We start from the raw sequence: 21,645 nt of genomic DNA on the forward strand, positions 1-21,645 counted from the left end.
GGTGAGTGAGAACTGGACGGGTCTTCGGCTGGAGGTGGAGTTGGGGAATCCCGGCCACGGTGGCTTCTGCGTGGCCCGCCACGACGGGCGGGTGCTGTTCGTGCGCCACGGATTGCCCGGTGAGCGGGTCATCGCGCACGTCACCGAGGATCGTGGCGGTTCGTTCTGCCGCGCCGACGCCGTCGAGATCATCGAGGCCTCACCCGACCGGGTCGCGCCGCTGTGCCCGATCTCGGGTCCGGGTGGAGCGGGGTGCTGCGACTTCTCGCACGCCACGCTCGATGCGCAGCGGGCGATGAAGGGGGCGGTCGTCGCCGAGCAGTTGCGCCGGATCGCCGGTCTCGACCTGGAGGTCGTCGTCGAGGAACTGCCGGGCACCGGGCACGGCGCGGGCTGGCGCTCACGCGTGCGCCTCGCGGTCGACACCGTCGGGCGCCCGGGCTTCCACCGGTTCCGCAGCAACGACATCGAGACCTTCCTGGCGTGTCCACAGATCGATGCGTCGGCGTATTCGGGACTGTCCGAGCGGTCGTGGCAGCCCGGAGCGGAGGTTCAGGTGGTGCTCGACGCGGACGGTGAACGCCACGTGGTCGAGATCGCGCCGGCCAAGATCTCGCGGACCGGTCGTCGCAGCCCCGGACGGCGCGGCGCGACGGCGCGCCGGGCGGCGTCGGCGGGCAGTCGCGCCGAGCGGGTCGTCATCGGGTCCGGTCGACCGGTCGAGCGGGTCGGCGACCGGGAGTGGACGCTGTCCGCCACCGGGTTCTGGCAGGCGCATCGGGGTGCGGCACAGACCTATTCGGCTGTCGTGGGGGAGTGGGCGCAGGCGTCGCCCGGCGCCGCCGTGTGGGACCTCTACGGCGGTGTGGGCGTGTTCGCCGCGACACTCGCCGAGCAGGTCGGTGTGACCGGCCGGGTCGAGTCGGTCGAGTTCTCCCGGACCGCGGTGGCCGACGGAGCGGCGGCGCTGGCGGATCTGCCGCAGGTGCAGCTGCACGCGGCGCGCGTCGAACGCGCTCTGCAGGATCTCCCGGCGCCCGAGGTCGTGGTGCTCGATCCGCCCCGCGCCGGCGCCGGGCGGGACGTCGTCGCGGCCCTCGCGGCGGCGGGGCCGGACCGGATCGTCCACGTCGGCTGCGATCCGGCGTCGTTCGCGCGTGATGTCGCCCTCTACCGCGAGCACGGCTTCACCCTGGCGCAGGTCCGCGCGTTCGACGCCTTCCCCCTCACGCACCACATGGAGAGCCTCGCGCTCCTCACGCGCTGAGGCGTTCAACACACCCCTCCGGCTCGAGCTTCGGAAACGCCCAGGTCAGGGCGGTCGAAATGCGGTATGTCGCTTTTGCGAAGTAATTGCTTGACGCACGCAACTATGCCTATAGTTGCGTTCTGCAAGTAATTCACCAATCCATTCAGGGGATTCGGGGTATCCGATGGCCGTTCAGGCTGATACGGCGCAGGCCCTGGTCGACGCGATCTTCCTCTTCGGACGATCGCTCAAGACCGCCATCACCAGCGCTGTCGACGATCCGCTCGCACCCGCGCTCGCCGCGGTGCTGTTCGTGCTGTCGGCGCGGGGGCCGTGCCGACAGAACGAACTCGCGTCGGTGCTGTGCGTGAGCCAGTCGGCCCTCAGTCGACAGATGACGGAATTGGTCGACGCCGGCCTCGTCGACAGGCAACCGGACTCGGACGACAAACGGGCATTCCTGGTCCAAGTCTCGGAAAAGGGTGACGAGGTCCTGCGGACCACGAAGGAACTCAGATCCGCGCGATTGCACGGACTGCTCGGTGGGTGGAGCCAGGAAGAAGCGGTGGCGGCGTTGTCGACCATCGAACGTCTCACCGACACGCTCGCCGCCCGAAACGAATCCGCACCGCTAGCTGCAAATCACAGTGGGAGAGCACTTCAATGACGACACCAGTGGGGGAGAGTCGGGCAGGCTCCGGCAACGAGGCGATGACCCACCGCCAGATTCTCGAGGTCCTCGCGGGCCTCATCGCAGCGCTGTTCACCGCGCTGCTGAGCACGACGATCGTCTCGACCGCGCTGCCGACGATCATCGGTGACCTCAAGGGCACACAGACCCAGTTTGCGTGGGTCATCACGACCGCGCTGCTCGCGAACGCGGCGTCGACCCCGATCTGGGGCAAGCTCGCCGACCTGTTCAACAAGAAGATCCTCGTCCAGTCCTCGATCGTGATCTTCGTGATCGGCTCGGTCATCGCGGGCTTCGCGCACAACGTGCCCGTCCTGCTGGCGGCCCGCGTCGTGCAGGGCATCGGTATGGGCGGCCTGACGGCGCTGGTGGTCGCGATCATCGGCAGCATCATCCCGCCGCGTGACCGCGGGCGTTACTCGGGCTACATGGGTGCCGCGATGGCGGTGTCGATGTCCGGCGGTCCGATCCTCGGTGGCGTCATCGTCGACAGCCCGCTCGGCTGGCGCTGGTGCTTCTTCGTGTGCGTCCCGATCGCGGTCATCGCACTGTTCCTGCTGCAGCGCACACTGCACATCGAGACCGAGCGCAAGGAAGACGTCTCCATCGACTGGTGGGGCGCGATGCTGCTCACCGCGGGCGTCAGCGTTCTGCTGATCTGGGTGTCGTTCGCCGGCAAGGCCGACTACTACGACTGGTTCTCCAAGGAGTCCGCGATCTACGTCGGCGTGGGCATCCTGCTGCTCGTCGCGACCGTGATCGTCGAATCCAAGGTGAAGTCGCCGATCATCCCGCTGAAGATCATCACCGAGAAGACGACGGGTCTGGCGATCATCGCGTCCATCGCAGTCGGCGTCGGCATGTTCGGTGCCACCACCTTCCTCGGTCAGTACTTCCAGACCGCTCGCGGCCACAGCCCGACGATCGCCGGTGTCCTGACGATTCCGATGGTGATGGGCATGCTCGTCTCGTCGGTGGTCTCGGGTCAGCTCATCTCCCGGTTCGGAAAGTGGAAGCCGTTCATCGTCGGTGGTGCCGGGTTGCTCGTGGTCGGCTTCGGTCTGCTCTCGACGATCGATCACGCGACGAGCCTGTGGCTGATCGGTGTCTACATCGCCATCGTCGGTGTCGGTGTCGGCAGCCTGATGCAGAACCTGGTGCTCGCGGTGCAGAACACCGTCAGTGTCCACAACATCGGCGCAGCTAGTAGCTCGGTCGCGTTCTTCCGGACGTTCGGTGGCGCGATCGGCGTGTCGGTGCTGGGTTCGATCCTCGCGACCCGTGTCTCGACCCTGTCCGCCGAGGGATTCGCGGAGCTGGGTATCGACACCAGCTCGGCGGGCGGCGGCGGCAACCTCGACATCAACGCCCTGCCCGCACCGATCGCAGCCATCATCCGCGCCGCGTACGGCGATGCGACGGGACGGTTGTTCCTGGTGGCGGCCGTGGTCGCACTCATCACCCTGGCCTGCGTCATCGTGATCCCGAACACCCCGCTGCGCAAGACCATCGACATCCAGGAGCCGGCCGATGCCGACAAGTCGGACGAGTCGGGCGTCTCGGATACCGCGGACGTTGCTCGCGACGCGGCTCAGAACGTCAAGGCGTAACTGCCCGAGCACAACGCCGGAGGCCCGCAACCGACACGGTTGCGGGCCTCCGGCGTATCGGGGGTGCTGCTCTACGTCTTGCGGTTGTACAGACGCATCGTCAGCGGGCCGAACACGACGATGAGGCCGGCACACCAGATCAGCACGACGGAGAGCTGACCGAATTCGAACGAGCCCTCGCACAGCGCGCGCAGCGTCGTCACGAGGTGGCTGATCGGATTCACGTCGACGAACGCCTGCAGCCAGCCGGGCATCGTCGACGGGTCGACGAAGATGTTGCTGGCGAACGTCAGCGGGAACAGGATGAACATCGATACGCCCATGACGGCCTGCTCGGTCCGCATCAGCATCGCGAACATCGTCCACACCCACGACAGGCTGAACGAGAACAGCAACAGCAGCAGCACCGACGCGACGACGCCCACGACCCCGCCGGCGGGGCGGAAGCCGAGGATCAGACCCAGGATCAGCACGATCACCGAGGCGATCGTGTAGCGCACGATGTCGCCGAACAGGGCGCCGACGAGCGGCGAGGGACGCCAGATCGGCAGCGAACGGAAGCGGTCGAACACGCCCTTCTCGATGTCCTTGTTCAGGGTCAGCCCCGTGTACATCGTGATCATCACGACCGTCTGCACGAGGATGCCGGGGATCAGGAACTGCACGTAGGCGTCGGTCGAGCCCGCGAGCGCGCCGCCGAACAGGAACGTGAACATCAGCGTGAACATGACCGGGAACATGGTCACATCGAAGAGTTGCTCCGGGACGTGCTTGATCTTGAGCAGCGCCCGCCACCCGAAGGACAGCGACGTCGACAGTGCGTTGGGCCGCGCCGGGCGGGGACCCGGCATCTGCAGGACGTTGCCGACCGCCTGCGCCGAGGTGGTGATGGTGTCGGTCATGACGCGCTCTCCTCGATGATGGCAGTGTCGGCAGTGTCGGCAGTGTCGGCGGCGTCCTCGGCGCCGTGGCCGGTCAGGGCCAGGAACACCTCGTCGAGGCTGGGTTGGCCGAGGGCGAAGGTGGTGACTGCGAGGTTCGCGTCGTCGAGCGCCGCGAGGGCGCGGGCCACCCGCTGCGGATCGTCGAGCCGCGCGGTCAGGGCCGCCGGATCCGATTCGAGGCTCACCGGGACCCCCAGGACCGGTTCGAGGATCGCGGCGGCCTCGGGCCGGCGGGCCGGTTGCGCGACCCGTACGTGCAGGGCCCCGGATCCCACCGACGCCTTGAGTTCGCCGGTGGTGCCCTCCGCGATCACCCTGCCGTGGTCGATGACGGCGATGCGGTCGGCCAGTTGGTCGGCCTCGTCGAGGTACTGCGTGGTGAGCAGGACGGTGGTGCCACCCGCGACCAATGCGCGGACGATCTCCCACACCTGGTTCCGGCTGCGGGGATCGAGGCCGGTGGTCGGTTCGTCCAGGAAGATCAGTTCGGGTGTCACGATGATGCTGGCGGCGATGTCGATGCGCCGACGCATGCCGCCGGAATAGGTCTTGACCTGACGGTTTCCGGCCTCCTCGAGGCCGAAGGCGTCGAGCAACTGGTCGCACCGGGACCGTGCGGCGGCCCGCGAGTACCCGTACAGGCGGCCGAGCAGGATGAGATTCTCGACGCCGGTCAGGTCCTCGTCGAGCGACGCGAACTGACCGGTGAGTGACACCTTGCTCCGGACGGTTTCCGCTTCCGTGGCGACGTCGTGCCCCAGGACACGCGCCGCGCCCCCGTCGAGGGGTAGGAGCGTGGCCAGCATCCGGATCGTGGTGGTCTTGCCGGCGCCGTTCGGCCCGAGTACGCCGTACACGCCGCCGGCCGGCACCGCGAGATCGACGCCGGCGACGGCGACATTGGAGCCGAAGCGTTTGATCAAGCCGGTCGTTTCGATTGCCAGGTCGGTGTCAGGTTTCATCTGGTCCCCGTGGTCGGTGTGGATGTGGACACAACTCGATCGTTGTCCCAGACTGTCGGATGCAGGGGCGCGATGCAATCGTTTTTCGTCCCCTGCAGACCCTTCGCGGGTGCGGTATACGGGAGAGATGACTACCGCAGCAACCCTGTCCGTCGTCGTGCCCGCCTACAACGAAGAGAACTACATCGGTGCCTGTCTGGAGGCACTGCTGGTGCAGCAAGCCGATCTTCACGAGATCGTTGTCGTCGACAACAATTCGACGGATCGCACCGTGGAGATCGTCGAGAGTTTCGCGGCGGAACATCCTGTCGTTCGGGTGATCCGGGAGGCGACCCCGGGGACGGTGTACGCGCGCAACGCCGGATTCGAGGCGGCGACCGGGGACGTCGTCGGGCGGATCGACGCCGATACCCGGGTCGAACCGCATTGGGCGCGTACGGTTCTCGAATTCTTCGATCGAGAGGACGCGGCCGCGGTGGGAGCGGTCAGTGGAATCGACGACTCCTACGACTCGCCCTATCGGGCGCTGAAGCGCTGGTATGTCGATCGGCTGGTACGGCGCGGTCGGTTCGGCGGTGAGCAGCGCATCGCAAACCTGTACGGCGCCAACATGGCGCTGCGGAAATCCACGTGGGAGAAGGTCCGCGACGCCTCGAGTTCCGAACTCGACGTGCACGAGGACGTCGATCTGGCGCTGTGCATCGTGCAGGCGGGCGTCGAGATCGCGCAGCTGTCGGACATGCGGGTCGCGATCTCGCCGCGGCGGGCCCTGACGCCGCCGCACGAGTTCGTGCGATACGTGACCGCGGGTGCGAACACCTATAGCCGGCACGACCTGATGAGCGCGCGGATCCGGATTCTGTTGGGGGTCCAGTGGATCGCCCATGCGGGGGCGTACCTCGCTTATCGCCCCTACGACCCGGATCGGGGACGATTCACGTTGCGGCGGTTGATGTTCGGTGGTGGCGCTCGCACCATGCCGGTCGCCTGACCGCCGCCACCGCCTAGTTGTACCCGGTCAGGACGTTGGTAGCGGGCGTGTCGGCTTGATGTGAAGAGAACCTCCGAGTGGGGTGTGGCTTGTCTAAGGCCCACATCCGCTCGGAGGTTCTCGTGTCCCACCGTAATGCCCGAACCACATATCTCGGCAGATTGCTCATCGTCGAGCGCTACCGAGATGGCTGGCCGAAAGCGCATATCGCCAGCGCAATGGGGATATCCCGGAAGTGCGTGTCGACGTGGGTGGCCCGCTACGAGACCGAGGGCGAAGCCGGGTTACACGATCGGTCCTCCCGCCCGCACACCATGCCGACCCGAACCGCAGCCGAAGTCGAGACCCGGATCGTCGAGCTCCGTGTGCGTGAGCGACGCGGGCCGGACTGGCTCGCAGCAGAACTCGGGGTGCCGGCCCGCACAGTCTCCCGAGTCCTACGGCGCCACCAGGTGCCACACCTGGCGGACTTGGACCCGATGACCGGTCAGGTGATCCGCTCGTCGAAAACCACCGCCGTGCGCTACGAACGTGAGCGGCCCGGCGAACTGGTGCACATGGACGTCAAAAAGCTCGGCAGAATCCCCGACGGTGGCGGATGGCGCGCACACGGACGAGCCGCCGGATCGACAGCCCGCGACCGCAGCACCCGGACCGGATTCGACTACGTCCACTCGCTCGTCGATGACCACTCCCGACTCGCCTACTCGGAGATCCTCCCAGACGAAAAGGGCTCCACCTGTTCGGGTTTCCTGACCCGTGCGATCGACTACTTCGCGGACCGCGGCATCACGAGAATCGAGCGGTTGATGACCGACAACGCCTGGGCCTACCGATGGTCCCTACGCGCAGTCTGCGCCGAACACGGGATCAAGCAGAAGTTCATCAGACCGCACTGCCCGTGGCAGAACGGCAAGGTCGAACGCCTCAACCGGACCCTGCAAACCGAGTGGGCCTACCGTCAGGTCTTCACCAGCAACAGCGAACGCGCCGACGCACTTGCACCCTGGCTCGAGTACTACAACACTCGACGACGCCACAGCGCACTCGGAGGACTCCCACCGATCAGCCGACTGCAACCAACCTGATGGCCAGGTACACCTAGTCGGTGCGTCCGTGCTGTTCGAAGGTGCGCAGCAGCATCCCCAGTTGCCCGTACGCGGCTGTGGCGAGGCGTTCGAGGAGCGCCGACTTGATCTGTGGGGCATCGGCGGTCAGCCGTGCGAAGCCGTCGGGCGGCAGTACCGCGAGGGTCACCGCGGTGTCGGCGCGGACGTCGTTGAGAAATGTCGAGTTCAGCAACGTCGGCATCTCCCCGAACGTCATCCCCGCCGCCAGTGTCGTGATTCGGTGGATCGCGCCGTCCGCCGAGGTGACGGTGGTGCTCGCGCGGCCGGACAGGATCAGGAAGATCCCGGCGGCGGGGTCGGCGCGTCGGGCGATCAACTCACCACGCGCGAAGGTCCGCGACTCGAGTTCGTCGGTGAATCTCTCGAACTGGTCGGCGGTGAGGTCGGCCAGGAGCGGATGCTGCTCCAGGTCGATCGACTCGGGCTGACGGCCCCCGCGGCAGTGCCGCGCCAGCAGTATTTCCTCGCACCACTGGGTGGCCCAGTCCAGGTCCGCGAACACCCGTCCGCCGGGATCGTCGGGTGCAAGGGTGGACAGGGTGTGTCCGAAGAGCCCCTCCGGGTCGACCAGGGCGCTGTGGCACCCGCCGTCGGCGAGGTCGGCCCGCAGCGACTCGATCATCCGACGAGCGATCCCGCTGACTTCGTCGACCCGGCGCACATCGACCACGACGGCCTCGAGGTCGGCGCGTTCGGCGTCGATCTCCCGGACCGCCGTCTCGGCGCCGGTGAACAGTAGATCGCCGTGCAGTTCGTAGATCCGCGCGCGGCTTCCGAAGGCGTCGAGAGTGGCCAGCTCGGCGTCGGTGCGGCGTGTGCGCGACGGCGCCGAGCCGACGTCGTAGCGTGCCCGGATCGACGAGCGGGCGGCCCGGGTGACGTGCAGGAAGTGCAGTTCGAGGTCGCGGGACAGTTCCCGGCACGCCTGCACGCCGCGGACGCTGTTGCCGTGCCGGTCGAGTCGGGGGGAAAAGACGGCGATGCCCAACTGTCCGGGCAGCACCGCGAGGACGCCACCGCCGACGCCGCTCTTGGCCGGCATCCCCACCTCGGTGACCCACTCGCCGGCGGCGTCGTACATCCCGCACGTGGTCATCACGCTGAGGACCCGCTCGACGAGGGCGGGGTTGAGCACCCGGTCCCGGGTGAGCGGGTTGACGCCGTTGTTCGCCAGGGTCGCCGCCATCAGCGCGAGGTCGCGGCAGGTGACGTCGATCGAACACTGCCGGAAATACAGGTCGACGGCCTCGTCGGGGTCGCCGGTGATGACGCCGAACGAGCGCAGCATGTAGCCGATCGCGCGATTGCGGTGCCCGGTGCGGGCCTCGGACGTGTACACCGCCTCGTCCAGCGTCAGCTGCCGTCCCGCGCAGCGCGAGTAGAGCTGCCGGATCCTTTCGAACCGCTCGGCCGGATCGGCGCCGGCGACCAGCGACGCCGACGTGATGGCGCCCGCGTTGATCATCGGATTGCGCGGCCGCTCGGTGTCGGGGTCGAGGCTGATCTCGTTGAACGCCTCGCCGGACGGCTCCACATCGATCTTCTCGGCGACGGCGTCGACGCCTCGGTCGGCGAGCGCGAGCGCATACGTGAACGGCTTGGAGATGGACTGGATGGTGAATGCGGTGCCGCAGTCGCCGACCTCGTACACGTGCCCGTCGGACGTCGCGACGGCGATCCCGAAGCGGTCGGGTGTCACCGCCGCCAGCTCGGGAATGTAGTCGGCGACGTTCCCGTCGTGATTGGCCCGGACCACGTCGTACACCCGGGTGATGAACTCGTCGACCACATTGCCCATGGAGCAACAGTAGGATGAGCGAACAGTCCGGGATGTGTATTCGAGCACGAGCGGCGCGGTCGGATCCGATGCCGAGCGGCCTCGTGTTCGGCGGCTCCGTAGACTTGTCGGGCTGTCGTGTGACAGCCCGTGAACCTGCTGGAGGGAGCGATCTCGTTGGGTGTCCTTGCCCGTATCCAGACGCCTGACGACCTGCGTCAGCTCGATCCTGAGGAGATGAAGGAACTCGCCGCGGAGATCCGCGAGTTCCTGGTGCAGAAGGTGTCCGCCACCGGCGGTCATCTCGGCCCCAACCTCGGCGTCGTCGAATTGACGCTCGCGCTGCACCGGGTGTTCGATTCGCCCTCCGACCCGATCATCTTCGACACCGGCCACCAGGCCTACGTCCACAAGATCCTGACCGGCCGCAAGGACGAGTTCGACTCACTGCGCAAGCAGGGTGGTCTGTCCGGTTACCCGTCGCGCGCCGAGAGCGAGCACGACTGGGTCGAGTCGTCACACGCGTCGGCCGCGCTGTCGTACGCGGACGGGCTCGCGAAGGCGTTCGAGCTGTCCGGGCAGAACCGGCACGTCGTCGCGGTGGTCGGCGATGGCGCGCTCACCGGCGGCATGTGCTGGGAGGCGCTCAACAACATCGCGGCCGGCCGGGACCGCTCCGTCGTGATCGTGGTCAACGACAACGGCCGCTCCTACGCCCCGACCATCGGCGGGCTCGCGGACCACCTCGCGGCGCTGCGCCTGCAGCCGGGCTACGAGCGGATCCTCGACAACGGCCGCCGCATGGTGAAGAAGATGCCGTGGGTCGGCCGGGCCGCGTACCAGCTGCTGCACGGGATGAAGGCCGGACTCAAGGACGCCGTGAGCCCGCAGGTGATGTTCACCGACCTCGGGATCAAGTACCTGGGCCCGGTGGACGGGCACGACGAGGTGGCGATGGAGTCGGCGCTGCGGCGGGCCAAGGCCTTCGGTGGTCCGGTGATCGTGCACGCCGTCACCCGTAAGGGCATGGGTTACGCCCCCGCCGAGAACCATGTCGCCGACCAGATGCACGCCACGGGCGTGATCGACCCGCTCACCGGTCGCTCCCGCGGAACCTCGGCCCCGGACTGGACCTCCGTGTTCTCGGCGGAGCTCATCGCGCAAGCTGAGCAGCGCGACGACGTCGTCGCGATCACCGCCGCGATGCCGGGCCCCACCGGGCTGGCCGCGTTCGGCGAGCGCTTCCCGGAACGGATGTTCGACGTCGGCATCGCCGAGCAGCATGCGGTCACCTCGGCCGCCGGTCTCGCGCTGGGCGGCATGCATCCGGTGGTCGCCATCTACTCGACGTTCCTCAACCGTGCGTTCGACCAGTTGCTGATGGATGTCGCGCTGCTGAAGCAGCCCGTCACGATCGTGCTGGACCGTTCGGGCATCACCGGCGTGGACGGCGCGAGCCACAACGGCATGTGGGACCTGTCGCTGCTGGGCATCATCCCCGGCATCCGGGTCGCCGCGCCCCGCGACGCCGCGACCCTGCGCGAGGAACTGCAGGAGGCGCTCGCGGTGGACGACGGCCCGACGGTGATCCGGTTCCCGAAGGGTGCCGTCGGCGACGACGTTCCCGCGGTGCGCCGCCTCGACGGTGTCGTCGACGTCCTGCAGATGCCCGAGGACGACCGCGGCGACGTGCTGTTCGTTTCGGTCGGTTCGTTCGCTGGGCTGGCACTCGAGGCCTCCGAACGTCTCGGCCGGCACGGGATCTCAGCGGCGGTCGTCGACCCGCGGTGGGTGCTCCCGGTGCCGGAGTCGCTGGTCAAGCTCGCCGAGAACTTCCGGATGGTCGTCACCATCGAGGACAACGGCCTGCACGGCGGGATCGGTGCCACCGTGTCGGCGGCGCTGCGCGGGGCCGGCGTCGACGTTCCGTGCCGGGACCTGGGCGTGCCGCAGCAGTTCCTCGACCACGCGTCCCGCGACCAGATCCACAGTGAGCTCGGTCTGACCGCGCAGGACGTCACCCGCCAGGTCACCGGTTGGGTCGTGGGCCTCGACCGGGCGAAGACCGACGGAGAGGTCGCAGTGGGGCTCGACAAGCAGGCACTCGACAAGCCGGGTCTCGACAAGTCGAATCCGGCTGTCGGATAGAGGCTTCTACCGGAACGCCGCCTCGAGTGCCTTGATGCCGACCTTCGGGTCGAGCAGCCCGTGGTAGATCGGGGGGATCGGCTGGTCGACGTCGAACAGCGTGTAGACGGCGTGCATCGCGCCGTGGACCGAGTATTCGACGGTGAACACGACGTCCTCGGGCAGGGAAGTGAACTGCCCGAGGAACGCGAAGTTCTCGGAGCCGGCGGGGATCACCTTCGGGCGGTCCTCCGGCACCCGCCGGCTGAACAACGCCGACGCGTACGGCATCATCACCGTCGTCATGTCGGTGGTGGCGAGCACCTCGTCGAGGATGTCTTCGAAGCCGTACTGGTGGATCAGTTCGGTGAGAATCTCCTTGCCGGTCGCCTGGGACATCTTCTTCTTGACGTAGTCGCCCTCGTTGTCGATGTCGAACCCGTAGCCCCACAGCGTGTAGATGTCCTCGGGCTGCTCCGGGAAGTGGGGCTGGTACGGGATGGCGGTGGACAGGTGCCACCCCGACTCGAACCACGTGGTCAGCGCGCCTGTCCCGGGCTCGTTGCCGGTGTACTCGGTGATGCGGCGCAGCAGGGTGTCGCCGCGCATGGTGAGGGTGAACGACTCCCACTTGTTCTCGTCGATGTTGCCGTAGAAGGTGTTGGGCCGACCGAAGTCCGGCGCCTTCTTCGCGATCTCCTCCCACAGCGACCAGTCGTGGTCGACGCGGTCGCGAATCAGTGGTGGGACGTCGTTGTTGCCGCCGTAGGTGGAGTCGGCGGTGATCGAGCCGAGCGTGACGAACGCGTAGTCGTTCTCGCCGAGGTCGATCGTCGATCTGCCGTCGGCGTTCTCGACATGCAGACGGGTCACCCGCCGCGGCTGACCGGCCTGGGCGAAGTCGACGTCGACGACGCGGTTGGCGAACCGGACGTCGACATTGCGCGACCACATCCACCGCTGCAGCGGTACCACCATCGAGTCGTACTGGTTGTAGACGGTGCGCCGGACACCGGACAGCGTGTGGATCCGGGGAAATTCCTGGACGAAACGCAGGAAGTAGCGGCGCAGTTCGGCCGCCGAGTGCCACTTCTGGAACGCGAACGTTGTGCGCCACATCTGCCAGAAGTTCGTGGTGAAGAAGTGGTCGCCGAACATCTCGTCGATCCGGCGGGCGCCGAGCGCCCGTTCCGGCAGCCCCAGCAGGCGCATCATCTCGAGCCGGTCGCGGTTGTCGAGGCCGAGTTGCGACGCGTCGACGATTGTGTGCCGCGCGTCGATCAGGCGCGCCTTGTCGTTCGTCTTGACCTTCGCGTTGAAGTCGAGGATCTCCTGGCGGACGCTGATGTCGGGATTCTCCAGCGACGGAATCGACTCGAGCAGATTCCACGTGCACTGGTAGGCCTCCTCCTCGAGTATCCGTCCGCCGCGGGTGACCCAGCCGTCGGTGACCGCGGGGGAGCGTGCGCCGTCGAGGGCACCGCCCTCCACGTCGAGTTCCTCGAGGATGTGCACATGGTCGCCGGGCACGCCGGCGTCCCGGATCGCGAAGGCGGCGACCGCCATTCCGGCGATGCCGCCGCCGACGATCCAGAGGTGGGCCTGTCTCGGGTCGACTGCCATGGGGGACCTCCCGCTTCGGAGCGGCACCCCCGACACCACGCATCCCGGCGACGTCGGGTGCCGCGGGGAGCGACATCGCGAGGACCCACGCCAAGTGTTCGCCACCGGTCGGGCGCCGTCAACAGGCCGGACTCGATCGGTTTCGGGTCGGTCTGTGAATGGCTTTGCCGTTCAATGCGTTTGGGATAGTCCCCTGTGTCGGGTGACAATGGTGGCGCCCGGGGAGCCCCGGTGTGAACCACGGGGGAATTGTCGACTGCGTCGGAAGGACTCGATTCGGGTGCCGGAAATGACTGAGCTGTCCGCAGATTGCGGGCAGTGCTTCGGGCTGTGCTGCGTCGCGCTGCCGTTCGCGAGGTCGGCGGACTTCGCTGTCGACAAGGACGGCGGGACGCCGTGCCGCAACCTCGTCGACGACTTCCGGTGTGGCATCCATACCGAATTGCGGACGTCGGGGTTCACCGGCTGCACCGTGTACGACTGCTTCGGCGCCGGACAGAAGGTGTCGCAGGTGACGTTCGGCGGTCGCAGCTGGCGGGACGCCCCGGACACCGCGCGATCGATGTTCGACGTGTTCCCGGTGCAACGGCAACTGCACGAGCTGCTGTGGTACCTGGAGGAGGCGCTCCGGATCCGGGCCGCGGCGTCACTTCGGTCGGAGCTGACGGCGCTGCGGGACGAGACCGTGACGCTGACCGACAGCACGCCGGACGTGCTCGCGGGCCTGGACGTGGCCGAGCACCGTGACAGGGTCAACGGCGTGCTCCTGCAGGTCAGTGAGCGGTTCCGGGCGGGTGCTCCTGGACGTCCCCGCAATCACCGCGGCGCGGATCTGATGGGTGCGAAGCTGGCTCGCAAGGATCTGCGCGGGGCGAATCTGCGCGGCGCCTGGCTGATCGGTGCGGATCTGCGGAACGCGGATCTGCGGATGGCCGACCTGATCGGCGCGGACCTGCGGGGCGCGGACGTGCGGGGCGCCGATCTCTCGGACGCTCTGTTCCTGACCCGGTTCCAGATCGGTGCCGCGCGGGGTGACGCGCACACGAAGCTCCCGTCGGCGCTGTCACGACCCGCTCACTGGTAGCGCTCAGCCGGCCTGCTCGAGGGTGCGGCCGCGGGTCTCGGTCACGAACTTGGCGACGACGAAGAGCGAGAGCAGCGACATCACCGCGTAGCCGCCGTACGTGAGCGACAGGTTCCAGTCCGCGAGGGACGGGAATGTCGCGGACACGAGGAAGTTCGCGACCCAGTTGGACGCCGTGGCGACGCCGACGGCCGCCGCCCGGACCCGGTTGGGGAACAGTTCGCTGATGAGCACCCACACCACCGGACCCCACGAGAGCGCGAAGAAGAACACGAACGCGTTGGCGGCGATCAGCGCGACGGTGCCGCCCGCGCCCGTCAGGGTCGCCACCGACTCGCCGATGTCGTTCGTCGTGACCGTTGCCGAATGGAAACAGACCGCGGCGGTCGCGAGGGAGGCGGCCATTCCGACCGAGCCGACGAGGAGCAGGGGCTTGCGCCCGATGCGGTCGATCACGGCGATCGCGACGAACGTGCCGACGATGTTGACCAGCGCGCTCACGACGCTGATGAGAAGCGAACGGTCCTCGCCGAATCCGACGGCCTGCCACAGTGTGCTCGAGTAGTAGAAGATCACGTTGATGCCGACGAACTGTTGCAGCGCGGCCAGCGCGATGCCGACCCACACGAGCGCCGCGACACCGGTGGTCTTCGAGAACAGGGTCCGTACGCCCACCCGGGTGCGTTCGGCGCCGAGGGACGTGCGGATCTCCTCGATCCGGCGCGTGACGGCCTCGTCGTCGCCACCCTCGAGCTCGCCGATGATCGTGCGGGCGGCGTCCTCTCGGCCGCACCGTACGAGGTGCCGCGGTGATTCGGGGATCGTGAAGGTCATCACGAGGTAGAGCAGCGCCGGCACGGACTCGATCGCGAGCATCCACTGCCATGCCTCGACGCCGAGGAGTTCACCGCGCCCGCCACCGGCGGCCGACGACAGCGCGTAGTTCACGAGTTGGGAGATGGCGATGCCGAGCACGATCGCCAACTGGTACATCGAGCCGAGTCGGCCGCGGATCGCGGCGGGCGCGATTTCCGCGATGTAGGCCGGTGCGATCACCGACGCGAAACCGACTGCGACGCCGCCCAGTACACGCCACAGAGTGAGGTCGACGATGCCGAACGGGAACGCCGAGCCGAGCGCGCCGATGACGAACAGCACCGCCGCGATCTGCATCACCCGGATGCGGCCGAGCCTGTCGGCGATACTGCCCGCGACCCAGGCGCCCAGCGCGGCGCCGAGCAGCGTCAGCGACACCGACAGACCGGTGGCCCCGGCGCCGATGTCGTAGCGGTCGCGTATGGAGCCGACCGCACCGTTGATCACGGCGGTGTCGTAGCCGAACAGGAAACCGCCGAGTGCGGCGGCGGCGGAGAACAATACGGCCAGCCCGACGGCGGCGTGAGCGGCTGAGGGCTGCCCGGTGGTACCGAGATTCGACATGGGCGGCCTCCCATCCGAGGATTCCTTCAGCCGGGACGCTACGCCGAATTCGTCGGGTTCGGTCGCGATGGCGCCGGGTAGTAGCATTGCGCCGATTCCGGGGGATGGAACGTAGGGGGAGTTCGGTGAGTGGGGGCTGCACAGATCTCATTGCGGAGATCGACGCTTTCTATCAGGGCTTCGGGCAGCCGAACGCGCTGTTCGACGCGTTTCGCCGGGCACCGCTCTTGGTGCCCCTGACGGCCGAGAACCGAGTGTGGAGCTCCGAGATCCGTGATCTCGGATGGGTTCCCGCTTTCACCAGTGAACGCGAGTTCGCGCGGCACGCTCTCACACGTGGTGAACGCATCGAGGCGCGTTACCACACACTGTTCGGTTGGCGGATCGTCGAGCAGGTCCTGCCCAGCTTCGACCGGCAGACCGGGGTGGTCGTCGACGTCGCTGGTGCTCGCCCGATGGCCTTTCCGCCCGATCTGGGTGCGGCGCGATCATGAGTGCAGGGCTCGAGGTCGATCCCGTCGTTCTGCGGCAGGCGGCGCAGGGGATCACCGGGATCATCGACTCGCTGTCCGAGCTCGGGATCGGTGAGACGGCCGCGGCGGGTAGGGGTTTCGCGATGCTGGCGCTGTCGCCGATGGAGGCGGGATCCGAGGCGGTTCAGAAGAGTCTCGAGGAGTACGCGGAGCGGTGGTCGTGGGGCGTGCGCAACCTCGTCCGGTCGGCGAACGAGATTGCCGAGCTGCTCGATCTCCAGGCCGGGCGCTATCACATGATGGACCAGCAGCTCTCCGACACCGTCAAGACCGCATGGACCCATGTCGCGGGAAATCCGCACCTCGGTGAGGAGGAGATCAGCGAGCGGTCCTGGGGCGAGACGTTGGCGGACAACCCGGTCAACAACGTGCTCCATCCCGACTACAGCGGGGAGTCGTTCGACGCCGCGATGGACACGATCCGGACCAACAACGAAGTGATCTCGGCGGTCGGCCCGCAGGCGTTTGCCAACGTGTCGCCGGTGGTCGCGGACGTTCTCGGTGTGGACGTTGCAAGCGGTTACCACACCGGCGCTGCCGAGCAGGCGGCGTCGGTCATGCATGACCAGACCTGACCGACGGCCAGGGCTGGGGCAGGGCGGGGGGAGAACTGATGGGCTATGGGTGGGACGACGTCATCGGAGGCCTGGACAAGGTCGGCGACTTCGTCGAGGACGCGGCCGAAGGAGTTGTCGAAAAGGCCGGCCAGGTGGCCGATGCCGGTCTCGACGGCCTGGCGGGTGTCGCCCGCGGCCTGGGCGCGGACGGGGTTGCCGACGTCCTCACGGACCTCGGCGACCGGGTTGCCAGCAGCACCGGTGGTGCAGTCGACGAGCTCGAACTCGGCCAGACCACCGATCCGCGGGAACTGATCCGTGGCGATGCCGGTGCGGTCAACGAGGCCGTCACCACGCTGACCGAGCTGGGCACGAACATCGGGTCCACCGGGACCTCCCTGCGCACGGTCGACGCCGCCGGCTGGACCGGCGACGCGGCCGATGCGTTCCAGGCCGTCTACGACAGGCAGCCGGCGCTGTGGCAGGACGCTGCCGATGCGATGACGTCCGCCGCGCAGTCGCTGACCTGGTGGGCGAACACGATCGAGTCGGCGCAGGCGCGCGCAGCCGACGCGATCGCGCGATGGGAGCAGGCCGCGACAACGCCGCGTCACAGATCGCCGGTCAGTTGGCGGCCCTGACCGAATCGGCGCCCGAGGAACCGCCGTTCACGCAGCGGATGGCCGCGAACTTCGGGGACCTGACCGACGTGATCGAGCACGGCAGCGTCAACTTCACGTCCGGTCTCGTCACCGGCGTCACCGGAATCGTGCAGTTCGTCCGACAGGTCAACCCCGTCGATCCGTACAACCTCAGCCACCCGGCGGAGTACGTCGAAGGACTCAGCGACCTGACGACCGGCCTCGTGGTGGTGGCGGCGGATCCCGGGGCCGTGGTGGACGCGTTCCTCGCCGACGCACGTGCCAACCCGTTCGAGTTCGCGGGAGCGCTCACCGGAGACGCGCTGCTGACGGCGGCGACGGGTGGCGCCGGCGCCGGAGTGGCCGGTGCGCGGACATCCATGCACGCGGTCGAGTTGGCGAGTGACCTGGGGAGCGGCCTGCGGACCGCCGACCATGTGGCCGACGCGACCCGCCACGTCCCGACGCCCGACGTCCCACGCATGGAGGCCCCAGGGCTCGACTCTCCGAGAATCGATGCGCCGGAAATCGATTCACCATCGTCGCTGCACGACACGGACCCAGGCACCCCGGACCAGTCCACCCCCGCGCACGACCAGGGCTCGACCGGCGCCGGCCACGACCCCGACTTCACCCGTCCACCCGAGGGCGAAAACCCGAACCCACAGCATCTCGCCGAATCCGACTCCGGCGCGGCGCGGACCGCGGAGGACAACGGCCCGGTGAGCGACCAGACGAGCAACCAGGTCACCGAGTGCCAGGACCCCGTCGATGCCGCCACCGGCGAGTTCCTGCTGCCCGAAACCGATCTGACGCTGCCCGGCGTGCTGCCGCTCGTGTTCGGGCGGCGACACCGCTCGAGCTACGGATTCGGCCGGTGGTTCGGCCCGAGTTGGTCGTCGACGATCGACATGCGGGTCGTGGTCGAGGAATCCGGTGTCACATTGCTCGCCGAGGACGGCGTGATGGTGGTCTATCCGCACCCGGCGGTGGGCGAACCCGTCCGTCCGAGGCAGTCGCTGCAGCGCTGGACGCTCTCGCGGACCGAGACCGGCGGCTACGCGGTGCACGACCCGGACCGGTCGCTGACCTGGCACTTCGCCCCCAAACCCGAACTCGGCGGGGTCGATTCGGCGCTGGGCAACATCGCCATCAGCGCGATCACGGACCGATTCCGCAACCGCATCCGCTTCCACTACGGCCCGGACGGTGCGCCGATCGAGGTATCTCACACGGGCGGCTACCGCGTGCTCGTCGACGCCCGGGGCGGACGGATCGGATCGCTGTCGGTGATCGACCCGGAGTCCGGTGCCGCGGTGGCGGTCCGCCGCTTCGGCTACGACGGCGGGGACCTCACCTCGGTCACCAACGGTTTCGGCGGAGTGACCCGCTACACGTACGACGCCGACGGTCGGATGCTCTCGTGGCAGGACGCCAACGGCAACCGGATGGTCAACACCTACGACGCCGCAGGACGGGTAGTGGTCCAGAACGGCACCGACGGCATCATGTCCGCCCGCTTCGACTACGTGCCGACGGCCGACGGGCCGGGGTCGGTCACGGTTGTCACCGACTCGCTCGGGGCGCAGACCGCGCACGGGTTCGACAGCGACCTGCGTCAACGGGACCTGATGTCGCCGAACGGCTCTCGCGCGCACACGGACTACAACGAGCGCCGCGAGCCGCTGCGCGTCACCGGTCCGGACGGGGCCGTGACCCGGTACCGCTACACCGCCGACGGCGACGTCGCGCAGATCACCCGGCCGGACGGTCACTCGATCACCGTCGACTACGCCGGACCGCGCAGGCCGGTTGCCGTCCACCAGGTCGACGGCACGGTCGTCCGCCAGGACTGGGACGCCGCGGACAACCTGGTGGCGGTGACCGACGCCGGGGGAGCGCGGACCGAGTACACCTACCACCTGACCGGGGCGGTGTCCTCGGTCACCGAGCCGACGGGCGCCCGCACCCTCGTGGACTGCGACGACGCCGGGCTGCCCGTCGCCGTCACCGACCCGATGGGGGCGACGACGCGCATCACGCGCGACGCGTTCGGGCGCACCGCCTCGGTGACCGACCCGACGGGTGCGGTGACGCGACTGCGGTGGTCGCCCGACGGCAGGCTCCTGGAGCGGACGCATCCGGACGCCGCAGTCGAGTCGTGGGAGTACGACGGCGAGGGAAACCTCGTGCGGCACACCGACCCCGTCGGCGCGACGACGTCGTACACGTACGGATCCTTCGATCTTATGGCCTCGCGGACCGACCCGGACGGCTCGGTCACCGCCTACACGTGGGACACCGAGCGGCGCCTGACGTCGGTTACGAACCCGCTCGGCCAGACCTGGTGGTACGAGTACGACGCGGACGGGCGTCTGGTCGCCGAGTCCGATTTCAACGGTGCGCGAACCGCATACACGCACGATGTCGCGGGACGAGTCGCAACGGTGACGTCCGCGACCGGCGTGACGCGCCACCACTCGCACGACATCCTGGGCCGCCTGCTCGACGTCACCGCCGACACCGGCGAGTTCCGGCGCTACACGCACGATCTGGCTGGACGGACGCTGTCGGCAGTCAGTGGCATCGGCGGGGATCCGATCCATACGGTCGAGTTCGACTACACGGCTGCGGGGCAGTTGGCACGGCAGAGCGTCGACGGAGCGGGCGAACTGTGCTTCGACCACGATCCGTTCGGGCGGCGCGTCGAGCGGCGTTCACACACCGGAGGTGTCACCGGGTGGCGCTGGAATGCGGCGGGCCTCGTCGCTTCGGTGGCGGTCGACGGGCACTCGATCGGTCTCACCTACGACGCGCGCGGCGCGGTCACCGGGTGGAGAGCGGGAGAGTTGGGGATCACCCGCGGCCACGATTCGCGCGGGCGGCTCACCATGCAGGAAGCGGTGGCGCATCCGGCGTCGTCGCTGAGCTTGAGTTTCGATTCCGGTCAGGCCTCCGCTTCGCGGGTGCTGCGGTCCGACGTGTTCGACTACCGTCCGGACGGCTATCTGGCCGGGCAGACGACGACCACCGATCGGGTGTTGCGCCGGCAGTTCGAGCTGGATGCGGCGGGCCGAATCACATCCGTGGTCGACGACGGCACGGCGGTGGAGCGGTACGCGTACGACGCGCTGAGCAACATCGTGACGCAGACTGCCACGGCGGAGCGGGATGACGCGGGCCGACGGGAGTACCACGGGACGCTGCTGGTGCGCGACGGCCGCACGCGGTACAGCTACGACGATGCGGGCAGGCTGATCCGCAAGGTCACGACGCGACTGTCGCGGAAACCGGATGTTTGGCAGTACCGGTACGACGCGTTCGACCAGATGGTCGAGGTGACGACGCCGGACGGGGTGCGGTGGAGGTACAGCTACGACGCCCTGGGCCGGCGCACCGCCAAGTCCCGTATGGCCGCGGACGGTTCGGTGGCGGAGCGGACGGTGTTCACCTGGGATGCAACGACGTTGGTGGAGCAGTCCACGTCCGATCGCGTCACCCGGTGGACCTATCAGCCGGGAACTCACACGCCGCTGACGCAGGCCTCGGTGCCGGCGGTGGATCTGGCGGATCAGGCCTCGGTGGATGCCGAGTTCTACGCGATCGTGACCGACCTCGTCGGCACGCCGACCGAACTGGTCGATCCGGCGACGGCCGACGTCGCGGGGCGGTCGGCGATGTCGTTGTGGGGGAGCACGTCCTGGGCCGGCGCCGCCGACACCCCGATCCGGTTCCCCGGCCAGTACTTCGACGACGAGACGGGCCTGCACTACAACCTGCACCGCTACTACGACCCCGTCACTGCGCGTTACGCGACGACGGATCCGCTCGGACTCGCGCCGTCGCCGAATCCGAACAGCTACCCGCACAACCCGACGGTGTGGTCGGATCCGCTGGGGTTGGTACCGTGCCCGGACAACCGTGAGTTCGAGAGTAGGGAATCTGCCCGTGATGCTGCCTTTGATCGGGCGGGAATTGCCCAGGGTGCGACGCCGGACGCCGCTTGGGAAGTTGGTGGAGATGTAACACGCCGCGGGTTCCCTGGGTACCTATACTCTGAGAACCAGGGTTCGTGGGGGAATTACGCACAGTTTGAAACTGCGAATGGTTCGAGGGTGGTAGTGGAGCACACATCCGATCCGATTCAACCTCCACATTTCCATGCGGGTCAACCAAAGCTGGATTCAGGGCGAAACTTCGTGAACTTCGGATGGGACTCCGGCTCCGAGTTGGAGCGGTACGCGCCAGTCGATAGGAAGCATCACTTCTACTATTAGGTGGGTCTG

The 21,645-nt window shown here is 68.0% G+C and carries 16 protein-coding genes; 11 read left to right on the forward strand and 5 right to left on the reverse strand.

Going from position 1 to position 21,645, the window contains the following annotated elements; genetic code table 11:
* The first annotated feature begins 1 nt into the window (after position 1).
* The 3 genes from HUN07_RS11655 (at position 2) to HUN07_RS11665 (ending at position 3,550) form a co-directional block, all read left to right on the forward strand.
* Positions 2 to 1,267, forward strand: coding sequence for a class I SAM-dependent RNA methyltransferase (locus tag HUN07_RS11655; protein ID WP_174909804.1), 1,266 nt, complete (start codon positions 2 to 4; stop codon positions 1,265 to 1,267).
* 166 nt (positions 1,268 to 1,433) lie between these two features.
* Positions 1,434 to 1,916 carry a MarR family winged helix-turn-helix transcriptional regulator gene (locus tag HUN07_RS11660; RefSeq protein WP_114719970.1) on the forward strand — a complete coding sequence of 161 codons (483 nt, stop codon included), beginning with the start codon at positions 1,434 to 1,436 and terminating at the stop codon, positions 1,914 to 1,916.
* 44 nt (positions 1,917 to 1,960) lie between these two features.
* Entirely contained in the window at positions 1,961 to 3,550 is a 1,590-nt protein-coding gene (locus HUN07_RS11665) for an MDR family MFS transporter (protein ID WP_254622980.1), read from the forward strand.
* A 71-nt stretch (positions 3,551 to 3,621) separates the two neighbouring features.
* Here the strand turns inward: HUN07_RS11665 and HUN07_RS11670 are convergent, their stop codons facing one another.
* Together HUN07_RS11670 and HUN07_RS11675 are read right to left on the reverse strand one after the other, a co-directional pair.
* A complete protein-coding gene (locus HUN07_RS11670) occupies positions 3,622 to 4,452 on the reverse strand; it encodes an ABC transporter permease (protein ID WP_174909808.1) in 831 nt (276 codons plus the stop codon).
* Positions 4,449 to 5,456 carry an ATP-binding cassette domain-containing protein gene (locus tag HUN07_RS11675; protein ID WP_174909809.1) on the reverse strand — a complete coding sequence of 336 codons (1,008 nt, stop codon included), beginning with the start codon at positions 5,454 to 5,456 and terminating at the stop codon, positions 4,449 to 4,451. Before HUN07_RS11675 ends, HUN07_RS11670 begins: the two co-directional genes overlap by 4 nt.
* 127 nt (positions 5,457 to 5,583) lie before the next feature.
* Here HUN07_RS11675 and HUN07_RS11680 point away from each other — a divergent pair, with 127 nt between their 5' ends.
* Together HUN07_RS11680 and HUN07_RS11685 are read left to right on the forward strand one after the other, a co-directional pair.
* Positions 5,584 to 6,447 carry a glycosyltransferase gene (locus tag HUN07_RS11680; RefSeq protein ID WP_114719978.1) on the forward strand — a complete coding sequence of 288 codons (864 nt, stop codon included), beginning with the start codon at positions 5,584 to 5,586 and terminating at the stop codon, positions 6,445 to 6,447.
* 122 nt (positions 6,448 to 6,569) lie between these two features.
* Entirely contained in the window at positions 6,570 to 7,535 is a 966-nt protein-coding gene (locus tag HUN07_RS11685; RefSeq protein WP_114724618.1) for an IS481 family transposase, read from the forward strand.
* A 13-nt stretch (positions 7,536 to 7,548) separates the two neighbouring features.
* Here HUN07_RS11685 and glsA read toward each other — a convergent pair whose 3' ends face one another.
* The gene (gene glsA / locus HUN07_RS11690) at positions 7,549 to 9,375 is read right to left on the reverse strand and encodes a glutaminase A (protein WP_114724209.1); all 1,827 of its coding nucleotides are present in this window, start codon (positions 9,373 to 9,375) and stop codon (positions 7,549 to 7,551) included.
* A 156-nt stretch (positions 9,376 to 9,531) separates the two neighbouring features.
* Between glsA and dxs the strand changes: the two genes are divergently transcribed.
* Positions 9,532 to 11,502 (forward strand): 1-deoxy-D-xylulose-5-phosphate synthase, encoded by a 1,971-nt coding sequence (gene dxs, locus HUN07_RS11695; protein WP_174914641.1) that lies wholly within the window; start codon positions 9,532 to 9,534, stop codon positions 11,500 to 11,502.
* Positions 11,503 to 11,508: 6 nt separating this feature from the next.
* Here the strand turns inward: dxs and HUN07_RS11700 are convergent, their stop codons facing one another.
* A complete protein-coding gene (locus tag HUN07_RS11700; protein ID WP_174909811.1) occupies positions 11,509 to 13,104 on the reverse strand; it encodes an oleate hydratase in 1,596 nt (531 codons plus the stop codon).
* A gap of 289 nt (positions 13,105 to 13,393) precedes the next feature.
* Here HUN07_RS11700 and HUN07_RS11705 point away from each other — a divergent pair, with 289 nt between their 5' ends.
* Positions 13,394 to 14,188: a pentapeptide repeat-containing protein gene (locus HUN07_RS11705; protein ID WP_217487197.1), complete on the forward strand. Its 795-nt coding sequence runs from the start codon at positions 13,394 to 13,396 to the stop codon at positions 14,186 to 14,188.
* A 3-nt stretch (positions 14,189 to 14,191) separates the two neighbouring features.
* Here HUN07_RS11705 and HUN07_RS11710 read toward each other — a convergent pair whose 3' ends face one another.
* Positions 14,192 to 15,628: a sugar porter family MFS transporter gene (locus HUN07_RS11710; RefSeq protein WP_174909813.1), complete on the reverse strand. Its 1,437-nt coding sequence runs from the start codon at positions 15,626 to 15,628 to the stop codon at positions 14,192 to 14,194.
* Between the two features lie 125 nt (positions 15,629 to 15,753).
* Here HUN07_RS11710 and HUN07_RS11715 point away from each other — a divergent pair, with 125 nt between their 5' ends.
* Genes HUN07_RS11715 through HUN07_RS11725 form a run of 4 tightly spaced genes read left to right on the forward strand, consistent with a single transcriptional unit; the run spans position 15,754 to position 21,636 of the window.
* Entirely contained in the window at positions 15,754 to 16,122 is a 369-nt protein-coding gene (locus HUN07_RS11715) for an SseB family protein (RefSeq protein ID WP_254622899.1), read from the forward strand.
* Entirely contained in the window at positions 16,119 to 16,736 is a 618-nt protein-coding gene (locus tag HUN07_RS11720; RefSeq protein WP_174909817.1) for a hypothetical protein, read from the forward strand. The genes HUN07_RS11715 and HUN07_RS11720 overlap by 4 nt, the downstream gene beginning before the upstream one ends.
* Before the next feature lie 38 nt (positions 16,737 to 16,774).
* Positions 16,775 to 17,359 (forward strand): putative T7SS-secreted protein, encoded by a 585-nt coding sequence (locus HUN07_RS26935; RefSeq protein WP_254622900.1) that lies wholly within the window; start codon positions 16,775 to 16,777, stop codon positions 17,357 to 17,359.
* A complete protein-coding gene (locus HUN07_RS11725) occupies positions 17,302 to 21,636 on the forward strand; it encodes a DUF6531 domain-containing protein (RefSeq protein WP_254622901.1) in 4,335 nt (1,444 codons plus the stop codon). The genes HUN07_RS26935 and HUN07_RS11725 overlap by 58 nt, the downstream gene beginning before the upstream one ends.
* The last annotated feature ends 9 nt before the right edge of the window (positions 21,637 to 21,645 follow it).

This window comes from Rhodococcus sp. W8901, from assembly GCF_013348805.1.
GTDB lineage: Bacteria > Actinomycetota > Actinomycetes > Mycobacteriales > Mycobacteriaceae > Prescottella.